This window comes from Xenorhabdus eapokensis (assembly GCF_001908105.1).
This window is the reverse complement of record NZ_MKGQ01000014.1, coordinates 24,465-49,091: the sequence shown is the minus strand read 5'-3', so window position 1 is coordinate 49,091 and position 24,627 is coordinate 24,465. Positions and strand designations below refer to the sequence as shown.

At 46.1% G+C, this 24,627-nt stretch carries 35 protein-coding genes; 6 read left to right on the top strand and 29 right to left on the bottom strand.

The annotated features are described in order from the left end of the window. Positions 1-81: 81 nt before the first annotated feature. Positions 82-1,491, bottom strand: a complete 1,410-nt coding sequence (gene dnaB / locus Xedl_RS11335; protein WP_074023803.1) for a replicative DNA helicase — start codon at positions 1,489-1,491, stop codon at positions 82-84. Positions 1,492-1,673: 182 nt separating this feature from the next. Here dnaB and Xedl_RS11330 point away from each other — a divergent pair, with 182 nt between their 5' ends. Beyond that, entirely contained in the window at positions 1,674-2,657 is a 984-nt protein-coding gene (locus Xedl_RS11330; RefSeq protein ID WP_074023802.1) for a quinone oxidoreductase, read from the top strand. Positions 2,658-2,681: 24 nt separating this feature from the next. Here Xedl_RS11330 and dusA read toward each other — a convergent pair whose 3' ends face one another. Further along, positions 2,682-3,719, bottom strand: coding sequence for a tRNA dihydrouridine(20/20a) synthase DusA (dusA, locus tag Xedl_RS11325; protein ID WP_074023837.1), 1,038 nt, complete (start codon positions 3,717-3,719; stop codon positions 2,682-2,684). 88 nt (positions 3,720-3,807) lie between these two features. Between dusA and Xedl_RS11320 the strand changes: the two genes are divergently transcribed. From Xedl_RS11320 to Xedl_RS11310, 3 genes are all read left to right on the top strand, one after another. Then, entirely contained in the window at positions 3,808-4,899 is a 1,092-nt protein-coding gene (locus Xedl_RS11320; protein WP_074023836.1) for a tyrosine-type recombinase/integrase, read from the top strand. Between the two features lie 249 nt (positions 4,900-5,148). Further along, on the top strand, positions 5,149-5,634 hold the full coding sequence (locus tag Xedl_RS11315) for a gp53-like domain-containing protein (RefSeq protein WP_074023801.1): 486 nt from the start codon (positions 5,149-5,151) through the stop codon (positions 5,632-5,634). 5 nt (positions 5,635-5,639) lie between these two features. Beyond that, entirely contained in the window at positions 5,640-6,101 is a 462-nt protein-coding gene (locus Xedl_RS11310; protein WP_074023800.1) for a tail fiber assembly protein, read from the top strand. A gap of 26 nt (positions 6,102-6,127) precedes the next feature. On the opposite strand, the gene Xedl_RS11305 is transcribed toward Xedl_RS11310, so the two are convergent. From Xedl_RS11305 to Xedl_RS11250, 11 genes are all read right to left on the bottom strand, one after another. Beyond that, positions 6,128-6,307 carry a hypothetical protein gene (locus Xedl_RS11305; RefSeq protein ID WP_074023799.1) on the bottom strand — a complete coding sequence of 60 codons (180 nt, stop codon included), beginning with the start codon at positions 6,305-6,307 and terminating at the stop codon, positions 6,128-6,130. After that, positions 6,294-7,103, bottom strand: coding sequence for a tail fiber protein (locus tag Xedl_RS11300; protein ID WP_074023798.1), 810 nt, complete (start codon positions 7,101-7,103; stop codon positions 6,294-6,296). The genes Xedl_RS11305 and Xedl_RS11300 overlap by 14 nt, the downstream gene beginning before the upstream one ends. 7 nt (positions 7,104-7,110) lie before the next feature. Continuing rightward, complete coding sequence (locus Xedl_RS11295) at positions 7,111-7,761, bottom strand: DUF2612 domain-containing protein (protein WP_074023797.1); 651 nt, start codon at positions 7,759-7,761, stop codon at positions 7,111-7,113. Further along, complete coding sequence (locus Xedl_RS11290) at positions 7,758-8,945, bottom strand: baseplate J/gp47 family protein (RefSeq protein WP_074023796.1); 1,188 nt, start codon at positions 8,943-8,945, stop codon at positions 7,758-7,760. Before Xedl_RS11290 ends, Xedl_RS11295 begins: the two co-directional genes overlap by 4 nt. A 3-nt stretch (positions 8,946-8,948) precedes the next feature. After that, positions 8,949-9,296 (bottom strand): contractile injection system sheath initiator, encoded by a 348-nt coding sequence (locus tag Xedl_RS11285; RefSeq protein ID WP_074023795.1) that lies wholly within the window; start codon positions 9,294-9,296, stop codon positions 8,949-8,951. Then, positions 9,296-10,051: a phage baseplate assembly protein V gene (locus tag Xedl_RS11280; RefSeq protein WP_074023794.1), complete on the bottom strand. Its 756-nt coding sequence runs from the start codon at positions 10,049-10,051 to the stop codon at positions 9,296-9,298. The genes Xedl_RS11285 and Xedl_RS11280 overlap by 1 nt, the downstream gene beginning before the upstream one ends. After that, the gene (locus Xedl_RS11275; protein ID WP_074023793.1) at positions 10,048-10,992 is read right to left on the bottom strand and encodes a phage protein; all 945 of its coding nucleotides are present in this window, start codon (positions 10,990-10,992) and stop codon (positions 10,048-10,050) included. Before Xedl_RS11275 ends, Xedl_RS11280 begins: the two co-directional genes overlap by 4 nt. A gap of 95 nt (positions 10,993-11,087) precedes the next feature. Continuing rightward, complete coding sequence (locus Xedl_RS11270) at positions 11,088-11,462, bottom strand: hypothetical protein (protein ID WP_074023792.1); 375 nt, start codon at positions 11,460-11,462, stop codon at positions 11,088-11,090. A gap of 75 nt (positions 11,463-11,537) precedes the next feature. Then, on the bottom strand, positions 11,538-11,843 hold the full coding sequence (locus tag Xedl_RS11265; protein WP_074023791.1) for a hypothetical protein: 306 nt from the start codon (positions 11,841-11,843) through the stop codon (positions 11,538-11,540). 314 nt (positions 11,844-12,157) lie between these two features. Next, complete coding sequence (locus tag Xedl_RS33600; protein ID WP_422645891.1) at positions 12,158-13,252, bottom strand: KilA-N domain-containing protein; 1,095 nt, start codon at positions 13,250-13,252, stop codon at positions 12,158-12,160. A 109-nt stretch (positions 13,253-13,361) separates the two neighbouring features. Beyond that, positions 13,362-13,574, bottom strand: coding sequence for an Arc family DNA-binding protein (locus Xedl_RS11250; RefSeq protein ID WP_074023790.1), 213 nt, complete (start codon positions 13,572-13,574; stop codon positions 13,362-13,364). A 114-nt stretch (positions 13,575-13,688) separates the two neighbouring features. Between Xedl_RS11250 and Xedl_RS35665 the strand changes: the two genes are divergently transcribed. Beyond that, positions 13,689-13,964 (top strand): Arc family DNA-binding protein, encoded by a 276-nt coding sequence (locus Xedl_RS35665; protein ID WP_074023789.1) that lies wholly within the window; start codon positions 13,689-13,691, stop codon positions 13,962-13,964. 35 nt (positions 13,965-13,999) lie between these two features. Continuing rightward, positions 14,000-14,551 carry a hypothetical protein gene (locus Xedl_RS11240; protein WP_074023788.1) on the top strand — a complete coding sequence of 184 codons (552 nt, stop codon included), beginning with the start codon at positions 14,000-14,002 and terminating at the stop codon, positions 14,549-14,551. 27 nt (positions 14,552-14,578) lie between these two features. Here Xedl_RS11240 and Xedl_RS11235 read toward each other — a convergent pair whose 3' ends face one another. From Xedl_RS11235 to Xedl_RS11165, 16 genes are read right to left on the bottom strand one after another with little or no spacing between them, the layout of a single operon-like run. Next, on the bottom strand, positions 14,579-14,935 hold the full coding sequence (locus Xedl_RS11235) for a hypothetical protein (protein ID WP_074023787.1): 357 nt from the start codon (positions 14,933-14,935) through the stop codon (positions 14,579-14,581). 20 nt (positions 14,936-14,955) lie between these two features. Continuing rightward, positions 14,956-15,252 (bottom strand): superinfection immunity protein, encoded by a 297-nt coding sequence (locus tag Xedl_RS11230; protein ID WP_074023786.1) that lies wholly within the window; start codon positions 15,250-15,252, stop codon positions 14,956-14,958. 15 nt (positions 15,253-15,267) lie between these two features. After that, positions 15,268-15,576 (bottom strand): phage baseplate plug family protein, encoded by a 309-nt coding sequence (locus Xedl_RS11225; protein ID WP_074023785.1) that lies wholly within the window; start codon positions 15,574-15,576, stop codon positions 15,268-15,270. Next, positions 15,573-16,184 carry a phage baseplate protein gene (locus Xedl_RS11220; RefSeq protein ID WP_074023784.1) on the bottom strand — a complete coding sequence of 204 codons (612 nt, stop codon included), beginning with the start codon at positions 16,182-16,184 and terminating at the stop codon, positions 15,573-15,575. Before Xedl_RS11220 ends, Xedl_RS11225 begins: the two co-directional genes overlap by 4 nt. Before the next feature lie 3 nt (positions 16,185-16,187). Beyond that, positions 16,188-18,473, bottom strand: coding sequence for a hypothetical protein (locus tag Xedl_RS11215; RefSeq protein ID WP_074023783.1), 2,286 nt, complete (start codon positions 18,471-18,473; stop codon positions 16,188-16,190). Continuing rightward, positions 18,460-18,609, bottom strand: a complete 150-nt coding sequence (locus Xedl_RS29785) for a DUF6889 family protein (protein ID WP_167366720.1) — start codon at positions 18,607-18,609, stop codon at positions 18,460-18,462. The genes Xedl_RS11215 and Xedl_RS29785 overlap by 14 nt, the downstream gene beginning before the upstream one ends. 56 nt (positions 18,610-18,665) lie before the next feature. Continuing rightward, on the bottom strand, positions 18,666-19,073 hold the full coding sequence (locus Xedl_RS11210) for a phage tail assembly chaperone (RefSeq protein ID WP_074023782.1): 408 nt from the start codon (positions 19,071-19,073) through the stop codon (positions 18,666-18,668). Continuing rightward, positions 19,073-19,513, bottom strand: coding sequence for a DUF3277 family protein (locus Xedl_RS11205; protein WP_074023781.1), 441 nt, complete (start codon positions 19,511-19,513; stop codon positions 19,073-19,075). The genes Xedl_RS11210 and Xedl_RS11205 overlap by 1 nt, the downstream gene beginning before the upstream one ends. Positions 19,514-19,517: 4 nt before the next feature. After that, entirely contained in the window at positions 19,518-20,987 is a 1,470-nt protein-coding gene (locus Xedl_RS11200; RefSeq protein ID WP_074023780.1) for a DUF3383 domain-containing protein, read from the bottom strand. Positions 20,988-20,990: 3 nt separating this feature from the next. After that, positions 20,991-21,530: a phage neck terminator protein gene (locus tag Xedl_RS11195; protein ID WP_074023779.1), complete on the bottom strand. Its 540-nt coding sequence runs from the start codon at positions 21,528-21,530 to the stop codon at positions 20,991-20,993. Then, entirely contained in the window at positions 21,527-21,907 is a 381-nt protein-coding gene (locus Xedl_RS11190) for a head-tail adaptor (RefSeq protein ID WP_074023778.1), read from the bottom strand. Before Xedl_RS11190 ends, Xedl_RS11195 begins: the two co-directional genes overlap by 4 nt. Before the next feature lies 1 nt (position 21,908). Beyond that, on the bottom strand, positions 21,909-22,454 hold the full coding sequence (locus Xedl_RS11185; protein WP_074023777.1) for a hypothetical protein: 546 nt from the start codon (positions 22,452-22,454) through the stop codon (positions 21,909-21,911). Next, positions 22,451-22,861, bottom strand: a complete 411-nt coding sequence (locus tag Xedl_RS11180; RefSeq protein WP_074023776.1) for a DUF4054 domain-containing protein — start codon at positions 22,859-22,861, stop codon at positions 22,451-22,453. Before Xedl_RS11180 ends, Xedl_RS11185 begins: the two co-directional genes overlap by 4 nt. Next, the gene (locus Xedl_RS11175) at positions 22,842-23,183 is read right to left on the bottom strand and encodes an STY1053 family phage-associated protein (RefSeq protein ID WP_074023775.1); all 342 of its coding nucleotides are present in this window, start codon (positions 23,181-23,183) and stop codon (positions 22,842-22,844) included. The genes Xedl_RS11180 and Xedl_RS11175 overlap by 20 nt, the downstream gene beginning before the upstream one ends. Continuing rightward, on the bottom strand, positions 23,183-24,124 hold the full coding sequence (locus tag Xedl_RS11170) for a DUF2184 domain-containing protein (protein ID WP_074023774.1): 942 nt from the start codon (positions 24,122-24,124) through the stop codon (positions 23,183-23,185). Before Xedl_RS11170 ends, Xedl_RS11175 begins: the two co-directional genes overlap by 1 nt. A gap of 8 nt (positions 24,125-24,132) precedes the next feature. Then, positions 24,133-24,624, bottom strand: a complete 492-nt coding sequence (locus Xedl_RS11165; RefSeq protein ID WP_074023773.1) for a structural cement protein Gp24 — start codon at positions 24,622-24,624, stop codon at positions 24,133-24,135. Positions 24,625-24,627: the final 3 nt, after the last annotated feature.

Here is a 24,627-nt window from a genome sequence, read left to right as displayed (position 1 = left end):
TCAGTCAGGTTTGATAAATAACAGCCTATCTTCTCTGTTGGTTATTGAAGTTATTTGAACATGAACGATAGGCACTTGAATTTATTCGTCACTGTAACTTGGCCCAGCATAATTATCGAATCGTGACCATTGACCATTAAACGTTAGCCTTACTGTGCCAATAGGGCCGTTACGCTGTTTACCAATGATGATTTCTGCCACGCCTTTCAGTTCACTGTTATCGTGATAAACCTCGTCACGATAGATAAACATGATCAAGTCAGCATCCTGTTCGATAGAGCCAGATTCACGCAGATCGGAGTTAACCGGACGCTTATCGGCTCGCTGTTCCAAACTACGGTTAAGCTGGGAGAGCGCAACAACCGGCACCTGAAGCTCTTTTGCCAATGCTTTCAGTGAGCGGGATATTTCCGCAATTTCTAGTGTTCGGTTGTCAGATAAAGAAGGTACTCGCATCAATTGCAGGTAGTCGATCATGATCATACTGAGCCCGCCATGTTCGCGGAAAACTCGTCGCGCACGGGAACGTACTTCTGTTGGCGTCAAACCGGATGAGTCATCGATATACATATTGCGTTTTTCCAGCAAAATTCCCATCGTGCTGGAAATTCGCGCCCAATCCTCATCATCAAGCTGACCGGTACGAATACGTGTTTGGTCTACGCGGGACAGGGACGCCAGCATACGCATCATAATCTGATTGCCGGGCATCTCAAGGCTGAAAATCAGAACCGGTTTATCCTGCATCATAGCCGCGTTTTCGCACAGGTTCATCGCAAAGGTTGTTTTACCCATTGAAGGACGCGCCGCCACGATAACTAAATCTGATTTTTGTAAACCGGCGGTCTTCTTATCCAGATCTTGATAACCGGTAGAAACTCCGGTCACACCATCATGTGGGCGCTGATAGAGTTGCTCAATTCGTTCAACGGTTTCTTCCAGGATCTGTTCAATACCTTTTGGGCCTTCATCCTTACTTGCCCGATTTTCTGCAATCTGGAATACGCGTGATTCAGCCAAATCCAACAGCTCTTCGCTGGTTCGCCCTTGTGGATCGTATCCCGCATCGGCAATTTCATTGGCTACCGCGATCATATCGCGTACTACCGCACGTTCACGGACAATATCAGCATACGCATTGATATTCGCCGCACTTGGGGTATTTTTCGATAATTCGGCAAGATAAGCGAACCCTCCAACATTATCGAGTTCGCCATTCTGTTCAAGAGATTCCGATAATGTAATCAGGTCGATAGGTTTGCCCGTTTCGAGCAAACGCTGCATTTCAGCAAAAATACGTCGGTGTGGTCGGCTGAAAAAGTCATTGCTGGTAACCCGTTCGGATACATTATCCCAACGTTCATTATCCAGCATCAAACCGCCTAACACGGATTGTTCTGCTTCCAAAGAGTGTGGTGGAAGTTTCAGCCCTTCCACTTGGCGATCTTTTGGTTCAGCCATACTGTTGTTAGTTGGTTTTTTTCCAGCCATGTATACCGCATCAATCCACTAAATAAAAAACGAAATAGGACATCAGTATACGCCATGAAAACAGCCTTGAGTAATTATATATAGTTTGTAATGATTTCAGATACATTAACGCTATTTGCAGCTATTTCATTGCAAATGTGCGAAGCTGTACCCAATATTTCTAACATAATGAGAGAGTTACCATGGCAAAACACATCGAATTATCCGCCATTGGCGGCCCAGAAGTACTCCGATATTGTGAATTTACCCCTGCTGACCTTGCTCCCGATGAAGTACAAGTCGAAAACAAAGCCATCGGTATTAATTATATCGATACCTATATACGCAGTGGCTTATATCCACCAGCCAGCCTGCCCTGTGGCTTGGGAACCGAAGCCGCGGGTATTGTCACTCAAGTTGGCTCCGATGTGACAGCAATTAAAGTCGGTGATCGTGTGGTTTACGCCCAGTCAACCTTAGGTGCTTACAGTGAAATACACAACGTTTCTGAAAGTAAATTAGCGCTGTTGCCAGATGAGATCTCGTTCGAGCAAGCTGCTGCATCATTCTTAAAAGGTTTGACTGTCTACTATCTATTCAATTTGACCCATAAGCTCCAGGCAGGAGAAACAATTCTGTTTCATGCTGCTGCTGGTGGTGTTGGCTTGATTGCTTGCCAGTGGGCAAAAGCACTGGGTGCAAAGTTGATTGGAACAGTAGGTTCAGATGAAAAAGCGACGCTCGCCCAAGCAGCCGGGGCATGGCAAACCATCAACTATCGTCGCAAGAATATTGTAGAACGCGTTCTGGCTATGACTGGCGGGGAAAAAGTTGGTGTCGTATACGATTCTGTTGGCAAAGAGACATGGCTGGATTCACTGGATTGCCTGAAACGACAAGGTTTGATGGTCAGTTTTGGTAACGCCTCAGGGCCGGTAACTGGAATAAATTTGGGTATCCTCAATCAGAAAGGTTCACTGTTTCTCACCCGCCCTTCTCTTAATGGCTATATCACCACCCGCGAAGAGTTGGCTGAAGCCAGCAAGACACTGTTTGGTTTAATCTCCAGCGGCAAAATCAATGTGGATGTCCCAGAAAACCAGAAATTTCCACTGAGCGAAGCGGTAAAAGCCCACCAGACACTGGAAAGCCGTGCAACCCACGGTTCCAGCTTATTAATCCCATAATTTCAGACAAAACACCTGAGCGGATTACATCCGCTCTGTTACCATTTCCAACGCTTTCTCAACAATCATAATATCAGCGCCCTGCTTATGGGCGTTTTCACTTAAATGACGGCGCCACTGACGTGCCCCAGGAATACCCTGGAAAATCCCTAAAATATGGCGAGTGATATGCCCTAAATAAGTGCCTTTTGATAATTCTTGTTCAATATAAGGATAAAGCGCTTTAACCACATCAACCGTATTGGTCACTGGAACTGTTTGATCAAACAATTCACGATCCACATGTGCCAGAATGGACGGATTTTGGTAGGCTTCCCGCCCAATCATCACACCATCCATATACTGCAAGTGCTGTTTGGCTTCTTCCAACGATTTAATACCGCCATTAATTGATAGCGTCAGTTGTGGAAAATCTCGTTTCAATTGATAGACGCGCGGGTAATCCAAGGGCGGAATTTCGCGGTTCTCTTTCGGGCTTAAACCAGACAGCCACGCTTTACGCGCATGGATAATAAAATTATCGCAATCGCTGTTTTTCACAACAGTATCAATGAAATCACACAGAAACGCGTAGCTATCCTGTTCATCAATTCCGATGCGGGTTTTAACCGTAACAGGGATATCCACTACATCCTGCATTGCCTTAACACAATCAGCTACCAGTGCTGCTTCTCCCATCAGACAAGCACCAAAACGACCATTCTGCACACGATCAGAAGGACAACCCACATTCAGGTTGATCTCATCGTAACCTCTTTCCTGCGCGATCTTGGCACATTGCGCCAATGCTTGAGGATCACTCCCCCCCAATTGCAGTGCCAATGGATGCTCTTGCTCGTTATAGGCCAGATAATCCCCTTTGCCATGAATAATCGCGCCTGTCGTGACCATTTCCGTGTAAAGCAGTGCCTCTTTGCTTAATAAGCGGTGGAAGTAACGACAATGACGGTCAGTCCAGTCCAACATGGGGGCGACGGAGAAGCGGCCACTCCAATGTTGGCCTAATATTTCTTTCATTTCTTTGGTTCGTATGTGCTTTTCAATTTCTTTATTTTCGTGCATTTCGGTACATTTTAGGCTATTTTTTGATAATCGGTACACCATCCAGTACACCACACCTAATGGTGTACTGGTGACTGAGAGGTAAATGATGGCCTACTATAACATAGTGAAACGCCCTCGCGCCGATGGTACTATCAGATACCGCTGCACGGTGGGAATAAAAGAAAGCGGGAAACATGTTCATCGCGAAACAAAAACGTTTGGCAAAATGGCTCAAGCTAAAAGTTGGGGAACTAAACGCGCTGCCGAATTGGAAGAGACGGGGGTTCCATCGAATGGTGATGTTGCAGGTATAACTGTACGAGACCTGTTGTATAGGTATATCCATGATCCTAATTTAGGAGGGAAGGCGGGGCGAACTAAAAAATACGTTTTAAACATGTTAATGGATTGCGATATTGCAAATATATATTTATCTGATCTATCAGAAAATCACATCATTGATCATTGCCGTTACAGACGAGAAAGCGGTGCGTCCCCCGCCACTATTAACCACGATGTCAGTTATCTCACATCCGTATTAACATCCGCCAAACCAGTCTACGGCATAAACTACACTGCAAATCCTGCCTATGGATCTAGGCCAATATTGTTGAAAATGGGATTGATTGGGAAGTCTAACCGCCGGAACAGGCGTCCCGTTAATGATGAACTGGATAGGTTAGTAGACGGGCTGCGCAAACGTGCTAATCATAGAGCTGCTCATATCCCATATTTAGACATATTGGATTTTTCCATATTGAGTTGTATGCGCATTGGTGAGGTTTGCAAAATCAGATGGGATGATATAGACGAAAAACAGAAGGCTGTTCTTGTAAGGGACAGAAAAGACCCCAGAAAGAAAGCAGGTAATCATATGCTTGTTCCTTTGCTTGGAGAGGCATGGGAAATTGTTCAAAGACAACCTAGGAAAAGTGAACTAATTTTCCCCTACAATCCAAAAAGTGTTACCGCTGGATTCCAGCGAGTTAGAAATTCATTAGGCATCCAAGATCTGCGTTATCACGACCTACGCAGAGAAGGGGCTAGTCGCCTATTCGAGGCCGGCTTTTCAATTGAAGAGGTCGCGCAGGTAACAGGCCACCGTTCATTGAATGTATTATGGCAGGTGTATACGGAACTATACCCACAAACACTACATGAAAAATTCAACAAACTGATGCAGCAGAAAGAAGAGTAATTCCAAAGGGCGGAAATCCGCCCTTTTTAACACACAGGATAACGCTACATCACTCTAAATAGCAGTCACATTACCGGCATCTGCGTATATTTCACCCATTCGACCCTACATCCCTCCAAATTCTCAATTTGCGCATTAATTGAGCTACAAATTTGTTGATTTTCAACCTATAAAGCGGCTAGCCACTCATTTTTATTGCACGAAAAACGCAATCAACTATTTCCATAAAACCTCGGTTTAGCGGGAACGGTGGAACGGGCGGAAAATGCACTGGATAAACGCATCGGTGGAACAGTGAATGGCAAAATTGAATTTATTGGCACAGTTAATTCTGTCAATGGGTTTGCTGCGGGCAGTGCTGCCCTGACACCGTGGGGCGATATTCGCGGGAAACAGTGGGATGATAATTTCCTGAGCATTTGGATTGATCGGCACTTTGGTAAAAAGAATACCGCTGAATTTATGGTGGGTAATAAAGGGTGGTGGCAGGATGGCTCAAGCGGCATCATTTTTCAATATGGCGCACTTGGTGTCAGCGGTGGAAATTTTGATTTCCCGCGTGCGTTTCCGGATGAATGCTTTGCGATGCTGGTAACTAACACGGATAGTCAGGGAAGTCGTATAGACAATGCATTTGGTTACCCGATGAATCGTTTTCAGTTCTATGCGGCATCAAAAACCGAAAATGGGGATATCAGTAGACATTCGGTGGCATGGTGGGCAATTGGGAGATAGACACGATGAATAACAAAGAAATACGTCAAAATGCATGGCCTGATTACGACAGGAATTATGATTATTTTTACAGTGCGTCAGCACCGGGGTTTGTTTATCGGCCTTATGATGACCCGGAGAATTACCCGGCTGACCTTAAACCTATCAGTAATGATTTACACAATCAATTACTTGATGGGCAAGCGAACGGGAAACGTATTACCGCCGATGTTGACGGTTTCCCAATATTGGTAGACCCACCGCCGCCTACGCCTGAGCAATTGCAACAGCGGGCAGAATCGCAGAAACGCTATCTAATGTCTCACGCCAGTGGAAAAATTGCCCCGTTGCAGGACGCCGTCGATTTAGATATGGCAACTGATGCCGAAAAATCCGCATTAACCAAATGGCGTAAATATCGGGTATTGCTCAATCGGGTAGATTGCTCTACCGCACCCGATATCCAGTGGCCGGAGCAGCCGAAATGAGTACAGGGGCATAGTGCCCCTGATTGTTATTCAGTTGGCACATCAATCAAAATGGGTTCCCCTGCCTCATTAACTGATAACAGTTTCCCCTGTGGTATTTCTCGTTCGCGGAAAAACCAACAATCATCAGGTAGTTCAATTGATCCCTCTGTATCGTGAATTGCGGGTAAAACCTCAGTCAGCGTTTTGGGATTAAAACGGCGCATAATAGATTCTCCATGAAAAACTACTGCCTGATGCACCACCATTCGATACCTGACAGCGCGCATTAAAACCAGAACGGGTTAACGTTCTATCAATAACCATTGATATATGAGCAACATTCTCAGTTGTGTCATAGGCGATACGTTCAGCTATGCTGATATAATACGAAGTACTGGGTAGTTCTATGGGAAAACGAACCGCAGCTAATCCTGCTATCGGTGAACCCAGACCAAATAATTCAATCGCACCATCTGACCATATCACCCACGTACCCAACGCGTTTCGCCCGCGTTCAACCACAAATTTCGCATTTTCCGCCCGTTTCACCGCATCCGCTAAACCGAGGTTTTTCACAAACTCTGATTTGTTGGGGATATCTGCGCCGTTCCGTGATTTTTCCAGCCTTGAATCAGCAACCATCTTTACTGCTCTAGATGTTGCCGCCACGTTATCTGCGTTACTATCAGTATCATTGCTCAGTCTGGTGATACCCGCAGTAGTCACTGACGCAGAGGGAACAGTCGAGCTAACTGTTGCCCGTAATGCATTAAGCAGCCCGTTTTGTAGCGTTGCCAAATTGCCATCATCCAAAACATCATTACCCGTCGTCTCAGCAATAAACTGAGCGACCACACTCGCTATCACGGATGCCTGCCGCCAAACTTTATTCAACTCCTGAGATTTAGCCACACCGGAGCTAAACCCGTTAGTCCGTGCGGCTAATTTATTGTATTCCTCATTTGATAATACATTTGCCCCGTCCGCGAGTCCGAACGGTAAAAAATCATTTTTTGCCATATGTTCCTCACAATTTCACAGCCCAGCCGCCCATATCAAAACCAGCGACATATTCATTATTAATATCAAAACCAAACAATCCGCCAGACGCTGAATTGATGTAATTATTAACCCGCACTGCCTCTGGTTTAATGTTCAGATAACCCTGACGTATCACCGATTTAATAACCTCTGGTATTGCACCTCCGGTTAGAAATACGTCCATCGACATATCGTGGTTATCCACGAAAAATATCCGCGAGTCCCCATCGGGTAGTATTCGCCGGTAGATCCGTTCCAGCATTTCACTCGAACCATCCCAATGATTGGCCTCTATTTTCACCCTCAGCAACGTGCGATACGTTTCGTCGTCCAGTTCAGTAAACCCGCTATCACTGTCATATCGCCGTTTCCAACTACCGTGGTCAAAACCCAATCCCTCGGTATCGAGCGAGAAATACACGCCAACAATTGGTGTACGCACGTATCGCGATAACCCTATCCATTCCCCCGTTGCGTCAAGCTGTTCGCCTACTGCGTTGTCCAATGCGTAGACCTCGTTGAGTTGTAGAGCGGTTTGGGTGATGTCTGAAAATATGCGGGTGATGAGATCGATATGGGCGACGAATTTAGGTGATTCACGGTGCTGAGAGGTGATGAGTTTTAGATAGTCGCTCATGTCAGCACCAGTTTTATGTTGTCCGGTTTACAGGTCGCTGCCTCGTTGAATTTGATGTGTAAATTGCCAGTTACCGCCGATTCAAACGAGCGTCCGATTTTAATTTCCGTAATGTCGTAGCTTTTTCCCTCGTCATCTCCAGGCAGGTTAGCCGGCGAGAAAATTTTGGTGAGATAGACACTATCCCCAATACGTAGATCATTAATGTATTCCGCTATTGCGGTTTGGATTTTGTTACCAACCGATGTGGTGTACCCCTCAAATGGGGTTAGATGGATTTCAATAAACGTTTCCACATCTACCGGACGAGAGAATCGTATAGGGCGTATAATATCGTAACAATCGGTAATTTTGATGACCGTATCGCCGTGGGTTCCGCCGCCAGGCGTTTTTTTCAATGCAATGGTTTTGGCGATTTCCGTTGCATCACCACCATCAACGATTACTGCAATGGAATGTGCCGATATTCCATGCTCGTTAGTTTCCCCCATATCATTTTCAAATCCCCTCAGCCGTGACACGCCATGTATCAAACTAATGGCACCCAGCATACCGTCCAGTACCGTTCGCGATGGCAGAGCAACGGATTTGCGTTGGCGTATCCGTACATCGGCATCGGTTTCTACAGCTCGCCCAGGGGTAGCGACTGAGTGGTTTTTCACACTCTGCCAACCGCGTGTTGGCGTACCTATTTCAACAATATCACCTACCGCAGCGGTAATTGCCCCTGATGTCTGGCAGGTCGCAGTAACGGTTACGTTGCCGTGGGTGCCAATAACGACGTTATCAGGCAGGTTCCATGAATAGCCCTGAATATCCCGCACTGTGCCGTTTTTAATGACAGTACCGACCTGGCCGATGATCTCCACGTCGCATGTGGATTTGGTAGTGCCGTGGCGTGACATGCCGTTAATTGCAATGTTGTTGGATAATGCAGCCCCCGTAGCCGTTGACGGGCTGTAGGAGTTAAACGCAGCAATAACCGCGTTGTTCGCATCGTGGTACGCGCGAGCATAAATAGCAATCATCTGACCATCTTTACTATCCGATTCGAGGTAGGCATCCTCGCCATAAATCTGGCGAAAATACCCCGTGAGCCGCTCTAATATGGTCGGGTAATCAGGCGCAGTAATGCCGCTCGCGGTGATTTTGGCCGCAAGCCCTAATGAGTTTAGATTGAGCATAATTTATCTTTCGCTGGTTACTGTGGTTCTGCCGTAACGGGTGTTGATAGTGGCAGTGAGGGTAATTTTTCGGGTAACGGGATTACGAGTAGCATCGAGTGAAACAATCTCAATCACACCCTCAGTGCCGAGAATACGCTCGCGAATCGCCATTGCACTAGTATAGTTTTTCTCTAATACTGTCTCGCGGTAGGGTGTTCCTTCTGCCATATCTAAAAACCAATCCCCACGCCATAAATTGAGCCGTGTTTTTACAGCCTGCGCCACCGTCTCTGGTGAATTGACCAGGAATGTGTTATCACCCTGCCCGAAACTATAATCACCGTTGCTATCCTCTCGTCGGTATCGCATTATTGTGGTCCTCCTGTTATCCCTCCGCCTGTTTTAACTCCACCATGTTGATGTTTCATCAAACTAATACCCCCCGCGGTGACATCATTTTTCACAGTAACAGGGCCATTCATTGTGGCCGCACCACCATTCGCGCCCATGCCCTGTGACAGATTGCCGTTAATCGTCACGTTGCCATTGAGCACAATCTCAGGTGAATTGATCTCTGTGCCGCTGTTAGCCGTTGCGGTCAATTTGCCAGGGGTTTTTACCGTGATGTTATGGTTACTAGGTGACAGTTCAATGTACGCTGCGCCGTCATCGGTGCGCAGTTGTGCTGTGCTGGTGCTGATATTGCCAATTTTCCGAGCCTGCGACTGAGGGCCAACGATGGCGAATCCGTCAGACAGATTGTGCTGACGGGGATCAACAGGTTCCTGTACGCCGCCGTTCTGCCACCAGTAATCAATGCAACGGTCAGCGAAAACAACCAAACACTCGTCACCCAATTTAATAGGGAATGTCAGTGTAACCCCGCCGCCGCGAGGGAAAATTACGGGTACGTCCACCAGCAATGGTAATGCGACCGACTCCGTTGTCCCGTCGCTGTTCGTGACTGACCAGCGTATTGAGGGTTGTGCGGTCACTGTCACCGCGTCGGCGTTGAATGACTGAATAATGCACGGTATTGAGACGTACAACCCTGAGCTAATAGCCTCCTGTATTAACAGGAACGGCGTTTCGGGCTGGTTAATGCGTTCAAAATTTGTGATCATTGTTGCCTCACGTCCGCCTGTAGCGCGGATTGATTGAGTAATGTTTGGTCAGATTTCGCTACACAAATCATTTCCATGTAGTACATAGTCTCTCGCGTATCACCGAAATAACTGACGTTGATAACAATGTAGTCGCCGTCTGCGTCAATGGGTGCGGGCATTTCGTTAACATCGTTGCCCGATGCGATAGCACCAGTAGATTTCCCCGCCATATTGATAGAATCATTATCTAATCGGATTAATGTTCCTGGTCTGATTTTTGGGTTGATTAGGCACTTCACGTTGATACCACCGCCTATTGTCTGCTCCGGCGTACCAATCAGCCCTGTTTGATAGGTCAATACAATCGCTTCGGTGAGATAGGTACGTTTCGGGATGATGTGGCACTGGCCGTCCTCGTAACGCCATTCAGCGCCGTTCTGTTTAGCCAACGTGGATAATTCGTTTCGGTGCATACCGAAGAAAACCTTACCGCGTGGTGCAATAGTCTGTTTAAATTCAGGGCGTAAGCCAGCGAAAATGCCGTATTTCTCAATGTCCCGCATCAACATTCGGTCTACATCTGCCTGTGTGTACCCAGCCGATATCGTGGTGTTGACTACTGCATCGTTGTACGCTTGGTCACCGTCACCTGCCTGTATCACGACGTAGGTATCAGTCGGACTGCCCCGCCCCGTGTAGGTGTATTGGATTTGACCGGAAAAAATCTGGCCTGAGTTGCCCCGATATCCCGCTGAGAATTTTACAATTTTGTACTCATGCTGGCGGATCTTATTGCGTGTCTCGTCGTTCAGGTTATAAATTTTGAAGATGCCTGTAGCGGGATATGCAAATGATGGTCTGGTAATGCTGAATTTGATTTTTAGCTCAGATAAATCTATGCCGTTCCCTTTTTCATCCGCCACAATCAATTTGCATTCACGTAACCATTGTTTTGACATAGTGACTCCGTATAAAAGAAAAAACCTCGCATCGGCGAGGTTTATGTTATTCAGCTTCCTCCAATGGAGGATTCTGAGAATATCAATGGCTTACACTATTTGTTAGCAGATTCCACTGGCTGACTGTGGACTACAGTTGGTTGTGACGGTGAATTATTTTTACCCGATATTATCCAACTAGACGTCAACATAACGGCAGACATAATAATAGTAACTAGGGATAATCCTATCGCCGTCGCCCATTGCGTTGTTGCAAGGCTCGTTTTTAAACCATCGATTTTACCTTCAACCGCATCTAACTTTCCGTCAATTTTTGCCAACGAAGTATTAAGATTTGCAAACTGTGTGGTTTGTTGCGATCTCCACTCCGCCATTTCTTGCTTCATAGTGGCAGCAACAACATCAACCTCAGCTTTGTTCGCCCGTAGGAGGGCTTCCAGCTCTGTTTTGCTTAAGCTACCAGTAGACATACCTCCTCCTCCTATTATTTGCCGATTCGTTGTCACAATCTTAGCACCCGCTGATTATAAAATCACCAAATCCATTTAACGTGTTAACACTTCATGTACCGGGTAATCATGCCCAGCTATACTGTGCTCGTCATGAATGAACCGCATCCGGTTACGCAGCTCAACAATGATTTTCTCTACGGCGTGTAGATCTTTGCGCAGTCTCCAGTACGCCTCCGCATCGACCAACGTTTTCTCACCTACAGACTCGCAACTCAATACCCTACCGTTCGTGATGGTCATCACATACTGCCCGTCAGTACGGGGGATAGTTTGCGTATCGTCATAAAATGGGGTATTTGGTGTTGCGTTACTGGTTTCGTTAACTGCTATAATCAGCATGTCTATGTTCCTCACTTTAGGTATTAGACTGTTTCATTAGAAGCCCCGACTGTCCCCACGACAGTTGGGGCTTCGCCGTTTTAGAGCGGTACTATTTATTACGTAATTGTAACGTTTTGTAAAGGCAATCCGCCGCAATTTGCGATATGCTTCGAATATTCAACCAATTACACACTAAATACAGGTAAATACCTGTTGTTAACCCTAGCAATCACTGCTAAATTGGTTAATCCTGTTGAATAGATCAGTATTTGATCACCACTCCAATCTCTGCCAATAAGAAAAAAGCCCCGCATTTGCGAGGCTTGTAACATTTAGCGTGAAATGGCTTCATGTATCGGATAGTCTATATTTGCAACACTGTTCCCGTCGTGAACAAATCTCATACGGTTTTTTAGTTCGGCAAGAGCTTGCTCCGTATAGTTTATATCTTTGCGAAGTCTCCAATATGCTTCCGCGTCAACTAATGTTTTCTCACCTACAGCTTCATATTTCGAAACCTTACCATTATTAACCGTAACCAAATATTGGCCGTCGGCGTTTAAAATGGATGGTAAAGGCACTTTCGGTGCTCGTTGAAATACCTGTTTGATTTCTCCTGTTTCGAAATATCGGTTCTGCGCATTAACGGCTTCTTCAACGGAGGGGTAACAACCAACAGAAATTTTCTCAGAACCATTATGGACTACTGCACGATACGGGTTGCTTTTACTGTTTTGCCGATAGATACCTTTGGGCAAACTGCGATTGAATGAAACTGCGATGTTATACTCTGTCTGGTTAATCTCAACCGTTCTGTTTCGTGAATAGTGATCAGAAATGGCTTGCTTAACTTGTGATTGTAAGGCAGAACCGAACCACCCTGCATACTCAATAACCAGAAGTTCATGGGCGAACGTCCCGCGGAGTACCCCACTCCGTACAACTTCAACCAATTTATGCCCCGTATCAATCGTTTTACTGAGTTCCTTTAGTCTGATTTTCGTGGCCAACAGGCGTAACCAGTCATGAGGCCGTTTAGTGCTGCTGTCAAAACCACTCACCCTGTGTACCGTAGTCATGTTAAACCGCCCTGCTGCATCAACCTCAAGCACGAGGTTACTAACAGCAGGTTGAGGCGCTTGGGGTTTTGTCAGTTGGTTTTCCAGCTCCTGCCAACGGTCAACCAAACGAGCCGTAAATTCAGGCGACAATTGAGCAACTACAACGATGCTATCGCGCTTGCCTTTTTCACCTGAGAACATGTAAGCCTTGCTACGAGAGTTTGGACTATCTGATTGATTATTATTAACTTCCCCCATTGGGGGGAGTTGGATAACACCACGTTTTGCTAACCGCTGAATAGATTGCTTCACTTTATCGTGACGTGATTCTACTAAGTCGGCGATCTCACGGCTTGACATAGTCATAGTGACAGCTTGTGTTGTAGGTGCTAGAATATTCATAGCGTTATTTCCTTGTTGGTTTGTTAACGTTGTTTTAGAAGCCCCGATGGTTGCCGCCGTTGGGGTTTTGCTTTTATTGTTCAACTGTTTCATGATCGCTCTCCTGCTTGTAGTGCTCATTTCTTCTTTTCTCATCGTTAATACTCCATACCAGACGTTGAATAATTGCCGCGTTAATGGATAGACCCTCTTCCCTCGCTTTCGATTCAACGTGCGCTTTTACCCTCTTAGGTAAACGTAAACTAAAAACTTCTGTTGCTCTTTCAGTGTATAAGCTGTCTTTCATCTTATTTTCCTCTTTCCATGATGTCACAATGACATGATAGCATTATGACTCATATTTACATGCTGTCAATATGCTATTACCATTTATTTAGAAATAAATTTTTAGGTGGCAAAAATGTCAAAAAAGCTCGTAGCAGCTCAAGATAAATTCATGCTCAGGCTACCCGACGGTATGCGAGAAGCTATCGCTGAAAGCGCAAAACAAAATGGGCGTTCAATGAACTCTGAGATTATTGCAGCGCTTGAAACTTGGTTAGACCCTGAAAAACAGGCGCTACCTGTAGACAGAGAAGCAGAGTTTAAAAGCATTATTGATAGGAATAACGAAGCCTTAGAACAACTACTTGAAATGTATGAAAAATTTATTACAGTGGATAAAAAATCCCCGTAATGGGGCTTCTCTAATTGGCTCACTCAGGACTGATCATGTTTAAATTTATTTTCAAGGTACTCGGTATAAAAGAAAAAGATATTCACGGCTACCCTATAGATTTCAATGAATTCTTAAGAAGAGAGGTTTATAGGTCAACATATATCAAAACTGAGCACCGTGAGTTAATTTATAATCACATCACTAGGAAGATTGACATTCTAAAAAACGGAACAGAGTTAACAAAAGAAGAAAAAATAAAGTTAAAAATTAATACCAGAGTGAAATATACAACTAAAGAATTAATATCTTCCCTTACTGATTTAGGTTTACAGGAATATAGTTTCAATCCTAAAATCGTACTTAATGACTTATATCATTCAGCTAGATCAAAGCTTCATAACGCAAAAGAATTACAAAAAATTAAGAAATCCATTGATGCTAAGACCGCTATATATCGCTGTGCAGGGGATAGTGATGATTGCGATTGGTGCCTTAAAATGGAGGGGAAAAAACTCCCCGTGGATATAGATATTATAAAACTTATCGAAGATAATTGCACTTGTAGCTTTAATCGAGCTTATATGGAAGCAGTAATACCTAGATAAATAAGCCCCTTGATGGGGCTTCTCCTGTTACTTTTCTTTGTATGAGAAAATGATTTTGCACTCCCTTTCCGTAAGGTTATTAATTTCCATAACATCATTATCCTTGCAAACAGATTTTAACACCCTCATACCAAGTAAGGCGTAGTTATACCCGTTTTTATCCATAAATTTCTTTAAGAGTGTATTTGTGGGCAATGCGGTTGGCTCAGTCCTATTTATGTCTGCCAGCGCGAATACCATCGCTTGGTCGTAGACAGCCTCTTTCGTAAACACATCATTTCTTAATGCCGTGTTTTTATCAAAAAAATCGTCAATACTTTTGCTGTGAGCCGAAAACGGAATCATTATGCACAGTGCTATAGGTACTAACTGAATTAAACGCATCTTATTTCCTTTTAATCGCTTTATAAGTCTTTACGGCAATGCTTACAGAAAACTGCTTTTTCCCTAATAAGTTCATCGCAGTATGGGCAACTTTTTAAATCCTCGCCTATATTAACCGTCACTTGCTCTACTTCATTCTTTTCGCTCATCGCCCAAGCTAAACATCCTAACCATCCAATAAATGTCCATCCTGCGATGAGATTTATAAAAGCAATGAGATAGATTTTACTATGCATCTTTCTAGAGGCTACATAGGTTGGAAAGAAATAGACAAAGATTGCAGCAATTGCCAGAAGTAAACCTATAAAGCCTTCCATTAATACTTCCTCAGGTTAATTTACACTTTTGATAAAGTATAGCCTGTTGCGGCTACCTAACTCCTCTCCGTTTGTCTTATTTTGTGGGGTATCGCAAACAAAAACCAGCGAACCCTTAAACCCTAAATACCGGTGCGGTTCTAAAAGATCTACACCAGAAACTAGTGGTATCCCCAATACAATTGGCTCGCCGTTCGGGTGCATGATATCTAATATCCAGCCAGCACAATCCCGACACTGTAATTGCATACGGTAATTAACACCGCCTAATTGGATATCGAACCGTTGATTTTTTGCGCGTAACGGGATCTCAACTATGTTCATTTCAACCTCTCCTTAATCGCGTTTATCCCTCGGTTTAGCAATGTGTCGTTATTTTGGGAAACTACGGGGGTGACTCTTCCCCTATCAACCGTTGGTTGTAGCTCTAACGGTGCCGTCATTGCCACCCGTTGAACTTTCACACCCTCGACCGTTGCAAGTTCTACAATAATCACTTCGCGTAATGTCAACGTGACCATAAGCACGTTCTCAGAGGTTTTATCTGTCTTTACCTCAATTGCCCGTATCAGCATGTTTCTGTATCGACGTTTGCCCGTGATGACGTCGAAAGGCTCTTTAGAGGCTTTGAGTTTAAGCAGTTGTTCGTAAACCTCTTTAGGGCTTTTACCCAATATTTCTTCGGTATCAAAATCAAAGATCTTAGTAGGTGTATCAAAACCATCAATCAATGAACCGCCACCAGCAAAGCCAATTTCCATCGTGACCTCTGACGGCCTGTCATACGCATGGTCACTGATAGCCGCACCACGCTGTACAGGGTGCTCGGTAATCTCCGCGGTGTCTTGGTGCTTTTCCGATATCACCACGCTCGGCACTAGCATTCCTATCTTTCGCGTATTCTGAAAGAATAACGTTGATAAAATATCCATTGGTTAGCCTACCTTAGTTTGTAGATTACGCACTAGTATTGCCGTGTTGCGTTGTACCGTTTCACCCGTGAGCGCGGCGGCTTCGTGCGGGGATTCAACACCATTAACCGTAATATTATAGACCGGTGAGACTGTGGTTTGATTTGGCTGATTATTAGCTAATAGCTGCAACCGTTCTGGTGTATATCCGGTATGACTCATCATGTTGTTGGCATTTGCCATTGCGTTGTCGAACATTTTCGGGTCAAAATTAAAATTGTTTTTAGCCAGTGATTTTGTTGGGTCTGGAGCACCTGAGATTGCCGCCATAATCAATCTGCTATCGTAAGGCAGTGGCTTTCCTATCTCCTCTTTACTCATGGCATTCATCAGCGCATACATAACGTTATGGTTATTTAAATCCAATCGATCATGCCTGCCTACCCCCAACCTTTGAGCAACTCTTTGAATGTACTCCTCGGTGTGATTATTATCTTTTTTACCGGGTGGTGCCCATTTTCGCACAATTAAATCGACGGATTGACGTTTAACGTTATCCGTCAAACCATTGAAGTAGCGCCGTAACTGCCAAGCGGTGCGCTCCAGCCCATCATAAGCGGTATTAAATTTAGCGAACCGACGTTCAGGGTGATCTTCTACTATTGCGCCCCTTTGTTTGGCAAATTCTATATTCAATGGGTTATTATTACGTTCACCTCGTGTTAGTCTTTCCTGTGATTTTTCAACTTTTTTATTTGGAGCAAATTTCTCGTCGAGAGCTTTATTAGCATCCTCTAGCGTCATTTCTTTACGCTGAACTTTAAGTCTTAATTGATCAAGATAGGCATCTCCTGTTGGTATATCTATCGTGGTTTCTGTAAAATGATAGCCTTGATGCTGATTACCCCATGTATTTTCTATCCCTAGTGCCTGACCTGCATCACCTAGGATGCGTTTTACATCTTTAACGTTAGAGTTCCATGACGATTCAGCGCCGGCTTTTATGTTATCCCAATCAGAATATAAATAATCTGCATACGCCAGCCAGCCCGCAGCGCGTAATATTTTAACTAAATTACCTTTACCTAACTGTGTGGATAGCTTACCCAATGTCCCTAGAACGCTGGTTAACCACTTTCCACCAAGAAACAATGCAAATCCCCAGAAGACATTTTCCCAACCACCAACAGCATCTTTAATTTGCAATATCCAATCTTTGATTTGCTTAATACCTTCCCCGAATTGCTTTAATGTCCCTTCCCATTTACTCCAGTCGATAAAACTATTTTTACCTTCTTTCCACCCTTGGTAATCGTCATACAGCAGGAACAACGCAGCTAGCAATGTTGTGATGATACCGATAGGTGAGGTCAGAAACCCTTTGTTCAGCGCCCACCATGCCGCCGCGACTAAACCAAAGGTTTTAATGAGTGTCTTACTTTCACCGTCTAGCCTGTCCCACCAGCCAATCAGATCTTGGATACCCTGAGCACCTCTATAGACCATCTGGCCGATTATCTCGGACATTTTCAGAATGGCGTTCACCACAGACATAATGACCTTTTCAATAGTCGGCCAATGTTTTAATATCAACTTGGTGAACTTCTCCACACTCGGCGTCAATATTCGGGCAAGTTCGCCGCCGGTCTTCTCTTTCGCTGATCGTATAACCAACCCGAATCGCGAAAACTCGGTCATAAACGCATTGGCGTGTTTGGCCGCTATTTCAGGGTCATAGCCAAGCGCTTTTATGATCATCTGGTAGTCAGACACATATTCGCCCACGCCACGGCGCATCGCCATGATGGTGTTTTCATCTATACCCAGAATGCTGGCGTACTGATTTGCCCGATATGTTGGCAGCGCCGACAACCGTTCTCCTATCAACGCGACTAATGACGCGGTATCGCGCAGATTGCCGTTGGCATCACGGGTCTGAATGCCCATGTTACGCAAGAAGCCCTCGCCACCCGGATTATTTCGTAGAAACTTGGCGACGCCCTCCAGCGAGGAGTTCAGCCCCTCAACACTGCCCCCTGCCTGACTGACCGCATAGCCCAGCGATTTGATCTGCTCTGCGGCTCCGCCTGTGCGTTGTGCCTGCCAGTAGAGTTTGTCTAGTCCATTGGCTACTAATGCAGTAAATCCAATTACGGAGGCCGCCGCGCTCTCCACGGTTGCACCTAATTTCAAAACATTGGCAGTGACGCCTGACAGTACCGCACTGAACTTCTTCGAATCAGAATCTTTGATATCAAAACCTAGCGATATCAAAAAATCTTTAATCACTTCTGCGTTAGTGTTGCTCATCTTTCCACCGTGCTACCAGTGCCTCGTTTTCGGCATCTACGTCCAATGCGTCATTCATCAGGGCGATATCGGCCAGATCGATATCACCATTCTTTAATGACTCGTATTTACACATACCGTTACGAACAGGACGCATTAGGTAAAAGCGCCCATTAGGAAGAGTTTCTAAATCTAGGCTGGGTTGACCAGGGATTACTCGCCGCTCTCTGGCAGTGCGGGAAAAAAATTACTGAGGGAATCTTTGATCACATGCCCAACAATTTTCAGCAAATCCAGCCCGTTGATATCGTCAAACATCAATTGCTGACCGCTGTAAATACCACTCCAAGCTCCGCTCGATTCGCGGCTGACCACAGACAGGCAGATATCATTAATCTCATAACGCGCCTCTTTACCTATTGAACGTACCGCCTCCGCCAGAGGAGCGATAAAATCTGCCATATCACCTAATGTTGGCGTACCGCTGACCGTGGGTTTTAACTGGTCAAAAATAGGTTTAAGCGCCGGAACAACAGGAAGTAGTGCCACTGCCAGATCTTGTTGCTGAAATGCGTTCAATTTACCACTACGGTATTTTTTACCGTTGATTTCGAATTCCATCAGAATGTCCCCAGAATAGTATCGATTTTGCCACAGTCAAAAACCCAACTGACTGTATTTCCTAATTTAGCGTTAGTAATGTCCGGTATTTTCTGGAACGCAACCGAGCGTGCCGTGTGGGTATCACCCGATGCTTTATTACGGATCAGAATGATATTGTTTCCCCATGTCGCCGAAGAAAATTGCTGAGCGTTGTACATCAGCATGAGCTTAGCGTTGGCGGGTGAGGTTTTCAGCAATGTGACTGTAATTGTCCCGGATTTCGTCGCTGCCAGAGAATGCATGACCTCACCGTCAGCCCCAACGGTCATGGTGTTTTTCGCCTCGGCCATTGCAATAACGATACCCTCCTCAGAGGTCGCTGCGCCATTAGCCAAATCGACCATACCGCCAATGCCCGTTATCGTGGCGGACACATCCAGAAATGAGAATGTAGCCATGTGATTACCTGTTTACGTTAATGATGACATCAGCAAAATGCACCGCACCTGCGAGTTTGATAGCGCATTGAATGACAGGTGCTTTGCGTTTTTCGCGCTCCGCCTGAACCTGTTCAGCAATGGGCTGAGCATAGGTGTAATAGCCCTTAGTCAGCATATCGCCCCTGTTCAATGCCCCGAATGAATCCCCACCCCAAATACCTGATGCAATCAACCCGTTGGTAACACCTTGCGCCAGTGACTGCTCGACGTTGGCTAATAGCTGGGTCACGCCCTCATCGGTCTGGGGGATTTTGGTTGTGCTGGTGTACATCAGGTTGTACAGATTGGTCTGGACATAGTTTTGTAGCCAATCCAGCCCGTGGCGTTCGTCAATGAACGTGCCATTTGCCATCACGCCCTCTTGGATAATGGCGGTATCGTTGTTGTAACGGACAAAGACGTTACCGTTTTTCGATCTCAGCGCATTGGCCTGTGTTGCGGTCAATAACTCAGCACTGATAGCGGGTTCCTGTTTAAATTTCAGGGTGATAGTGGTGCGGTTGCCCTGAAAATTCACCGTGAACATGCGACCAAATAGTGATGCCACAGCATAGGGTTGTGCTGAGTACTGCCACAGCGTGCGGTTAAGAAACGCGCCTTTGAGCTGTGAACCTATATTGGTATCTACATCAGAGTCGAGTACATCGGTTTTGGTGACTGTATGTCCGTAAATGCGAGAAATTGACGCCGATTCAATGTAGCGTGCCACACTGAGGACATCGCTGCCAGACAGCGAATTATCAGCGATAACCAGTCCATACCACGCGCTCGATGCATCGCCCAGCGCCGCTACTGCCTCGGCAATAGTTTCAGGCTCGGTGGAGTCGATAACCGTAGCGCCGGATATATCGTCCAGTTTCAAAATATCGCCAATATAGTTGCCACTGTCTGCGCGGGTGATGTAGCCTAGTTTCCCGTTTGTTTGCAATGTAACTACGAAACGTGATGACGTGCTGTCCCAGCGCACGGAGGCATTATTTTTCAACTTTTCAGATACACGTTCAGCGACACCATTGAGATTGGTCTCGTTGCCAAAATTGATCCCCGTAACGGCGGTTGATTTACCGTCAATGGTCAGTTTGAACGAGCCATCGGTAACCGTGGTAAATCGACCCATAGTCTGTTCGGGTTTGGTCAGGACGGCACCACGTATTGACGCAGTGACTGGATCTTTCGCCCAGCGTCCAATATACAGATCAACGGGCTGAGGTGACTGTGAATAGTACAGCGCAGCAGCCTGATACTCAGGGGTATCCATGCCAAAATCGGCGCCAACACCCTCAATATCAGTGTAATAACGCAACCGTTCATGCGTGTTGATTACGTCACTGGTGCCTACAATCAGCAACGAGCCAAAATTTCTGGCCGAAGCTGCACGGGGCGCCGTGTTTATTTTGACATTAACAATGCTAGAAATAGGTAAACCCTGCATGGGCTAATCTCCAAAGAATTTTACAGGCGCGTCGAGTAGTGATTTAACGCCGTACCGACGAACCGATTTGCGCCGCAATGTGACGGTAATGTCGTAGCGGCGTACCCATTGGTTATTAATGAGTTCAGGGAACGATGTGATGCGGGAATGTTTAACTACGGACAGACCTAATTGATTTAACTCAGCGTTGTTCTGACTCAGCGAAACGCCATCGCGAAAACGCGAGGCATACCACTGACTACGGGGACCATAGAATGAGGCTGAGCACTCGAATTCCTCATGTCGCCAGAGTTCCCCGTGTTCATCGGTTTGACTGGCGTATGCTGGATTATCGTCAGCGGGTAGCTCAACAATACCGAAACCGCACCAGTCAGCGTTGGCTGGCGGCTGTGCAATCGGAACAGGTGTCCAGCGCGGGCGAACCATACCATTTGGCAGCCCTGAAATACCCCGTAACCATTGACTGAGCCGCCGATCTAATTCCTCATCGTAGACGGGTTCGTTATCCGGCGTTAACCAGCCTGCCTGTTCTGAGGTGTTCATGGTGAACCCCCGTCAAATGGCAATAATTCACAGTGCGCCTGAGCAAATCCCGCACCGTATGCGGTATAGGGATCTACGGATTTGACGAGGTATTCACGGTTTTGATAGGTGACGATATCACCTGCGTGACCTGTTTCACCCGCAATCAACCGCTCAGTCGTAATAATCAGAATATTGCCCGTGACAGTTTGCCCCGACATACGGATTTGCGCCTCTACCGACCGGTCAACCGTCACGACACCCGCAAATTGACTGACGATGTCAATTGTTTTGGGGAATCCGTCTGCATCTACGCCAACCTGTCGACGACGATAGGTCAGTGAGGTATCGCAAAAATCAGGGTCGAATAGCACATCAGTGACATCCAATAATGGCATGTTATTTCTCCGATTTATCCCGAACCACATAGGTGATAGAACGACGGTATGAACCTGTGTCTATCAAGGGTCGAGCATTGGAATTATCCGGTGCATTCCCCGCTCGTCTATTTTCCAACTCTGATTTTGCCCCTTTACGCCCACGTCTGGCACGAGCGGCAACAGTCGGATCTGCCAGCGGCTCAAAATCATGCGTCGTCATGTAACGCTGCACGCCCTGAACCGCCAGCATCCCTGCTTTGTTTAGCGCTTTTTCTGCCTTATCCCGCTTCCCGTCCAGTACCGCTTCCGCTGCGATTTTTAACTGCTCAATAGTTTTATCCTCTACCGAACGCACACCAGGGCGAAGATGAGGACGAGGGGGGATATTCTGCGCAGGTGAACCGAATTCGTTGATGTAACCAATACCAGCGTTGCCGAACGGCACATCGTCCCGACTACCCTTTTCAGCGGGAACTCCCACCAGAACATCCCGATTACCAAGGATTTTCAGCGCTTCCAGAATAGAATTCGCTTTATCAACCCTGATTTTCAGGCCGCTTTTCATAGCTGGATACCTCCTGCGCCGAACATCATCAACAGTTCGTAGAACTCAGCGCCATAGCGTGTGTTGTTCCAGAATCCGGCGTCAGGATTCAGGGTTGCGCCTGTGTCGTAACTCACTGAAATCTTATCTACCGATTTGGACGAAACTACGCCGCTATTGGCTCCGCCTGTTCCACCCGCTGCTATTGACCGACTGTCCGCCGCCCACAGTGCCAGATAATGAGCCACCATCAATTCCACCACATAGCCGAACATATCCCCGAATCGATTTTCGTCTAACTGTTTATCAGCCAGATGTAATCGAAACTGGATTTGGGCATCGGGGAATTTGACGGTGTCAGCGAACTGAGGGAAGTCGGTACGGAAGTGTTTTACAGTGGGCAGGGACTTATTTTTTGTTGCCCCCATTTTTACCCCCGTTATGGGTCTGATTTGGTTTTGGGTCTTGCAAAATCAGCCCTGCAATTTGGTTGTCTCGCTCCTCCAATTGCTGTTGCAACTCAGCGATTTGGGTATCACGTTCAGCAATAATCCCCTGGAGTTCGACATATACGGACTCATGGTCAATGGGTGCCGTATTGTTAATTGCGTCGATAATTTCAGCATGAGCCTGTACGAACCAATGTTGGGCTACGGATTTACCGACATCATAGAGACCTACACTAAATGTTTCAGACTCTCCATTATCATGAGTGAATCGAAATGGCGTATGTACCTGAATTTTCATCATTAAATACCATCCATATAGTTCAGGGTTTCACGGTAAACCAATTCAACCGCACCCAATTTTCCGTAATAGGTTACCATCTGGTACAGCCCGCGATACTGGATCGGGATGCTCTGCAATGGCACCATAGGGAATCGAATGAATTTTTTGTCATTGGTGTAGGCAATTGCGCGGTCTTTACCCGCCGTACCCGCCCCTTTCGCCCATTTCACCGCACGGATATTCAATGGCGTACCGTTTTGATGGTAGGCAATGGTGTTGGTTTGCAGATATGTTAACAGCGACTGGTTACCCGCCGTGGATACAATAATTGATGAGAGTAATGCGTACTGCTCAGGCGGAATTAACAAATCAGTCGGCACCATCGTATAAGCAGAGTGCGCCCACGCATCGCTCAGTATTTGGTTGATACTCTCGCGGATTTCGTCTGGTGTAGACTGCGCCCACGGTTTACGTGCGTTGCTGAGATTGGCGCGTTTCTGGTTGAGCAGCCCCTGTAAACCCAGACTCGCATCACCGATGTAAACCTGTTCGTCGGTATCCATGTTCCATTTCAGGAGCATACCGTCATGTTTCTGAGAATCGATAGGCCGTCCAACCTGTTGTGCTGCGTTCAGTTCAATAATCGTCCATCCCAATTCCATTCCCCACAATGTCAATGGATGTCCGTCGCGTTCGATATTGACGTTGACGCCTGCCAATGCGGTAGAGTTGCCACTCACCCAATTTTTACCGTTCGGGTTAATAGATCCTGCGGCGGCAAATTGGGTATTTGTCCAGGTTGCCATCTCGTCGGCGATGGTCACATCCTCACGTAACTGGATATCGCGGCTATAAGTATATTGCACCAGCGGTAAGTTAATGGTTTGATCCAGTCGTTCCAGTTCGCCTATCAGGAACGTACCGCTGGTATCAATAGTGCGTTGGTCAAATGTAAATGGCATAATTTCCCTCAAATTTTATAAGAAATTTCGACATTACCGTCAGCGTCGCCCGCTCCGGTAAACTGTGCGTTGGGCAACACAATAGACTCACCATCTATCGCTACATTCAGGAAGCTACCCAATGGGCTGTTTTTGGTAGGTTTTCCGACTCGCACGTAAACCAACGCACCTTTTTTGATGCTGGAGGCGTCGCCGTCGAGTTTCACGATCATGTAGCCGCGTTTCAGGTTATCGCCAGTGTAATTGTTACCTGTGCCGATAATGTGTTCTCTGTCTGGCATACTAGTTGTGGGGTAGACACGAACATAAATCCCCTGGATTTTGTCTGCGGTATCCCCCTCCGCCAACGGTACGAAATACTCGCCGTCGTATTTTCCAGCCAGACCATAAGCGGGAAACAGGTTGGTTGATCTCAAAAAAACAGGTTCAACGGTCATGTCCTGTAGGCGTGAGATAGCCCCCGCGATACCCAGCGGCATACGCGTTAAATATGCTGTCATAGT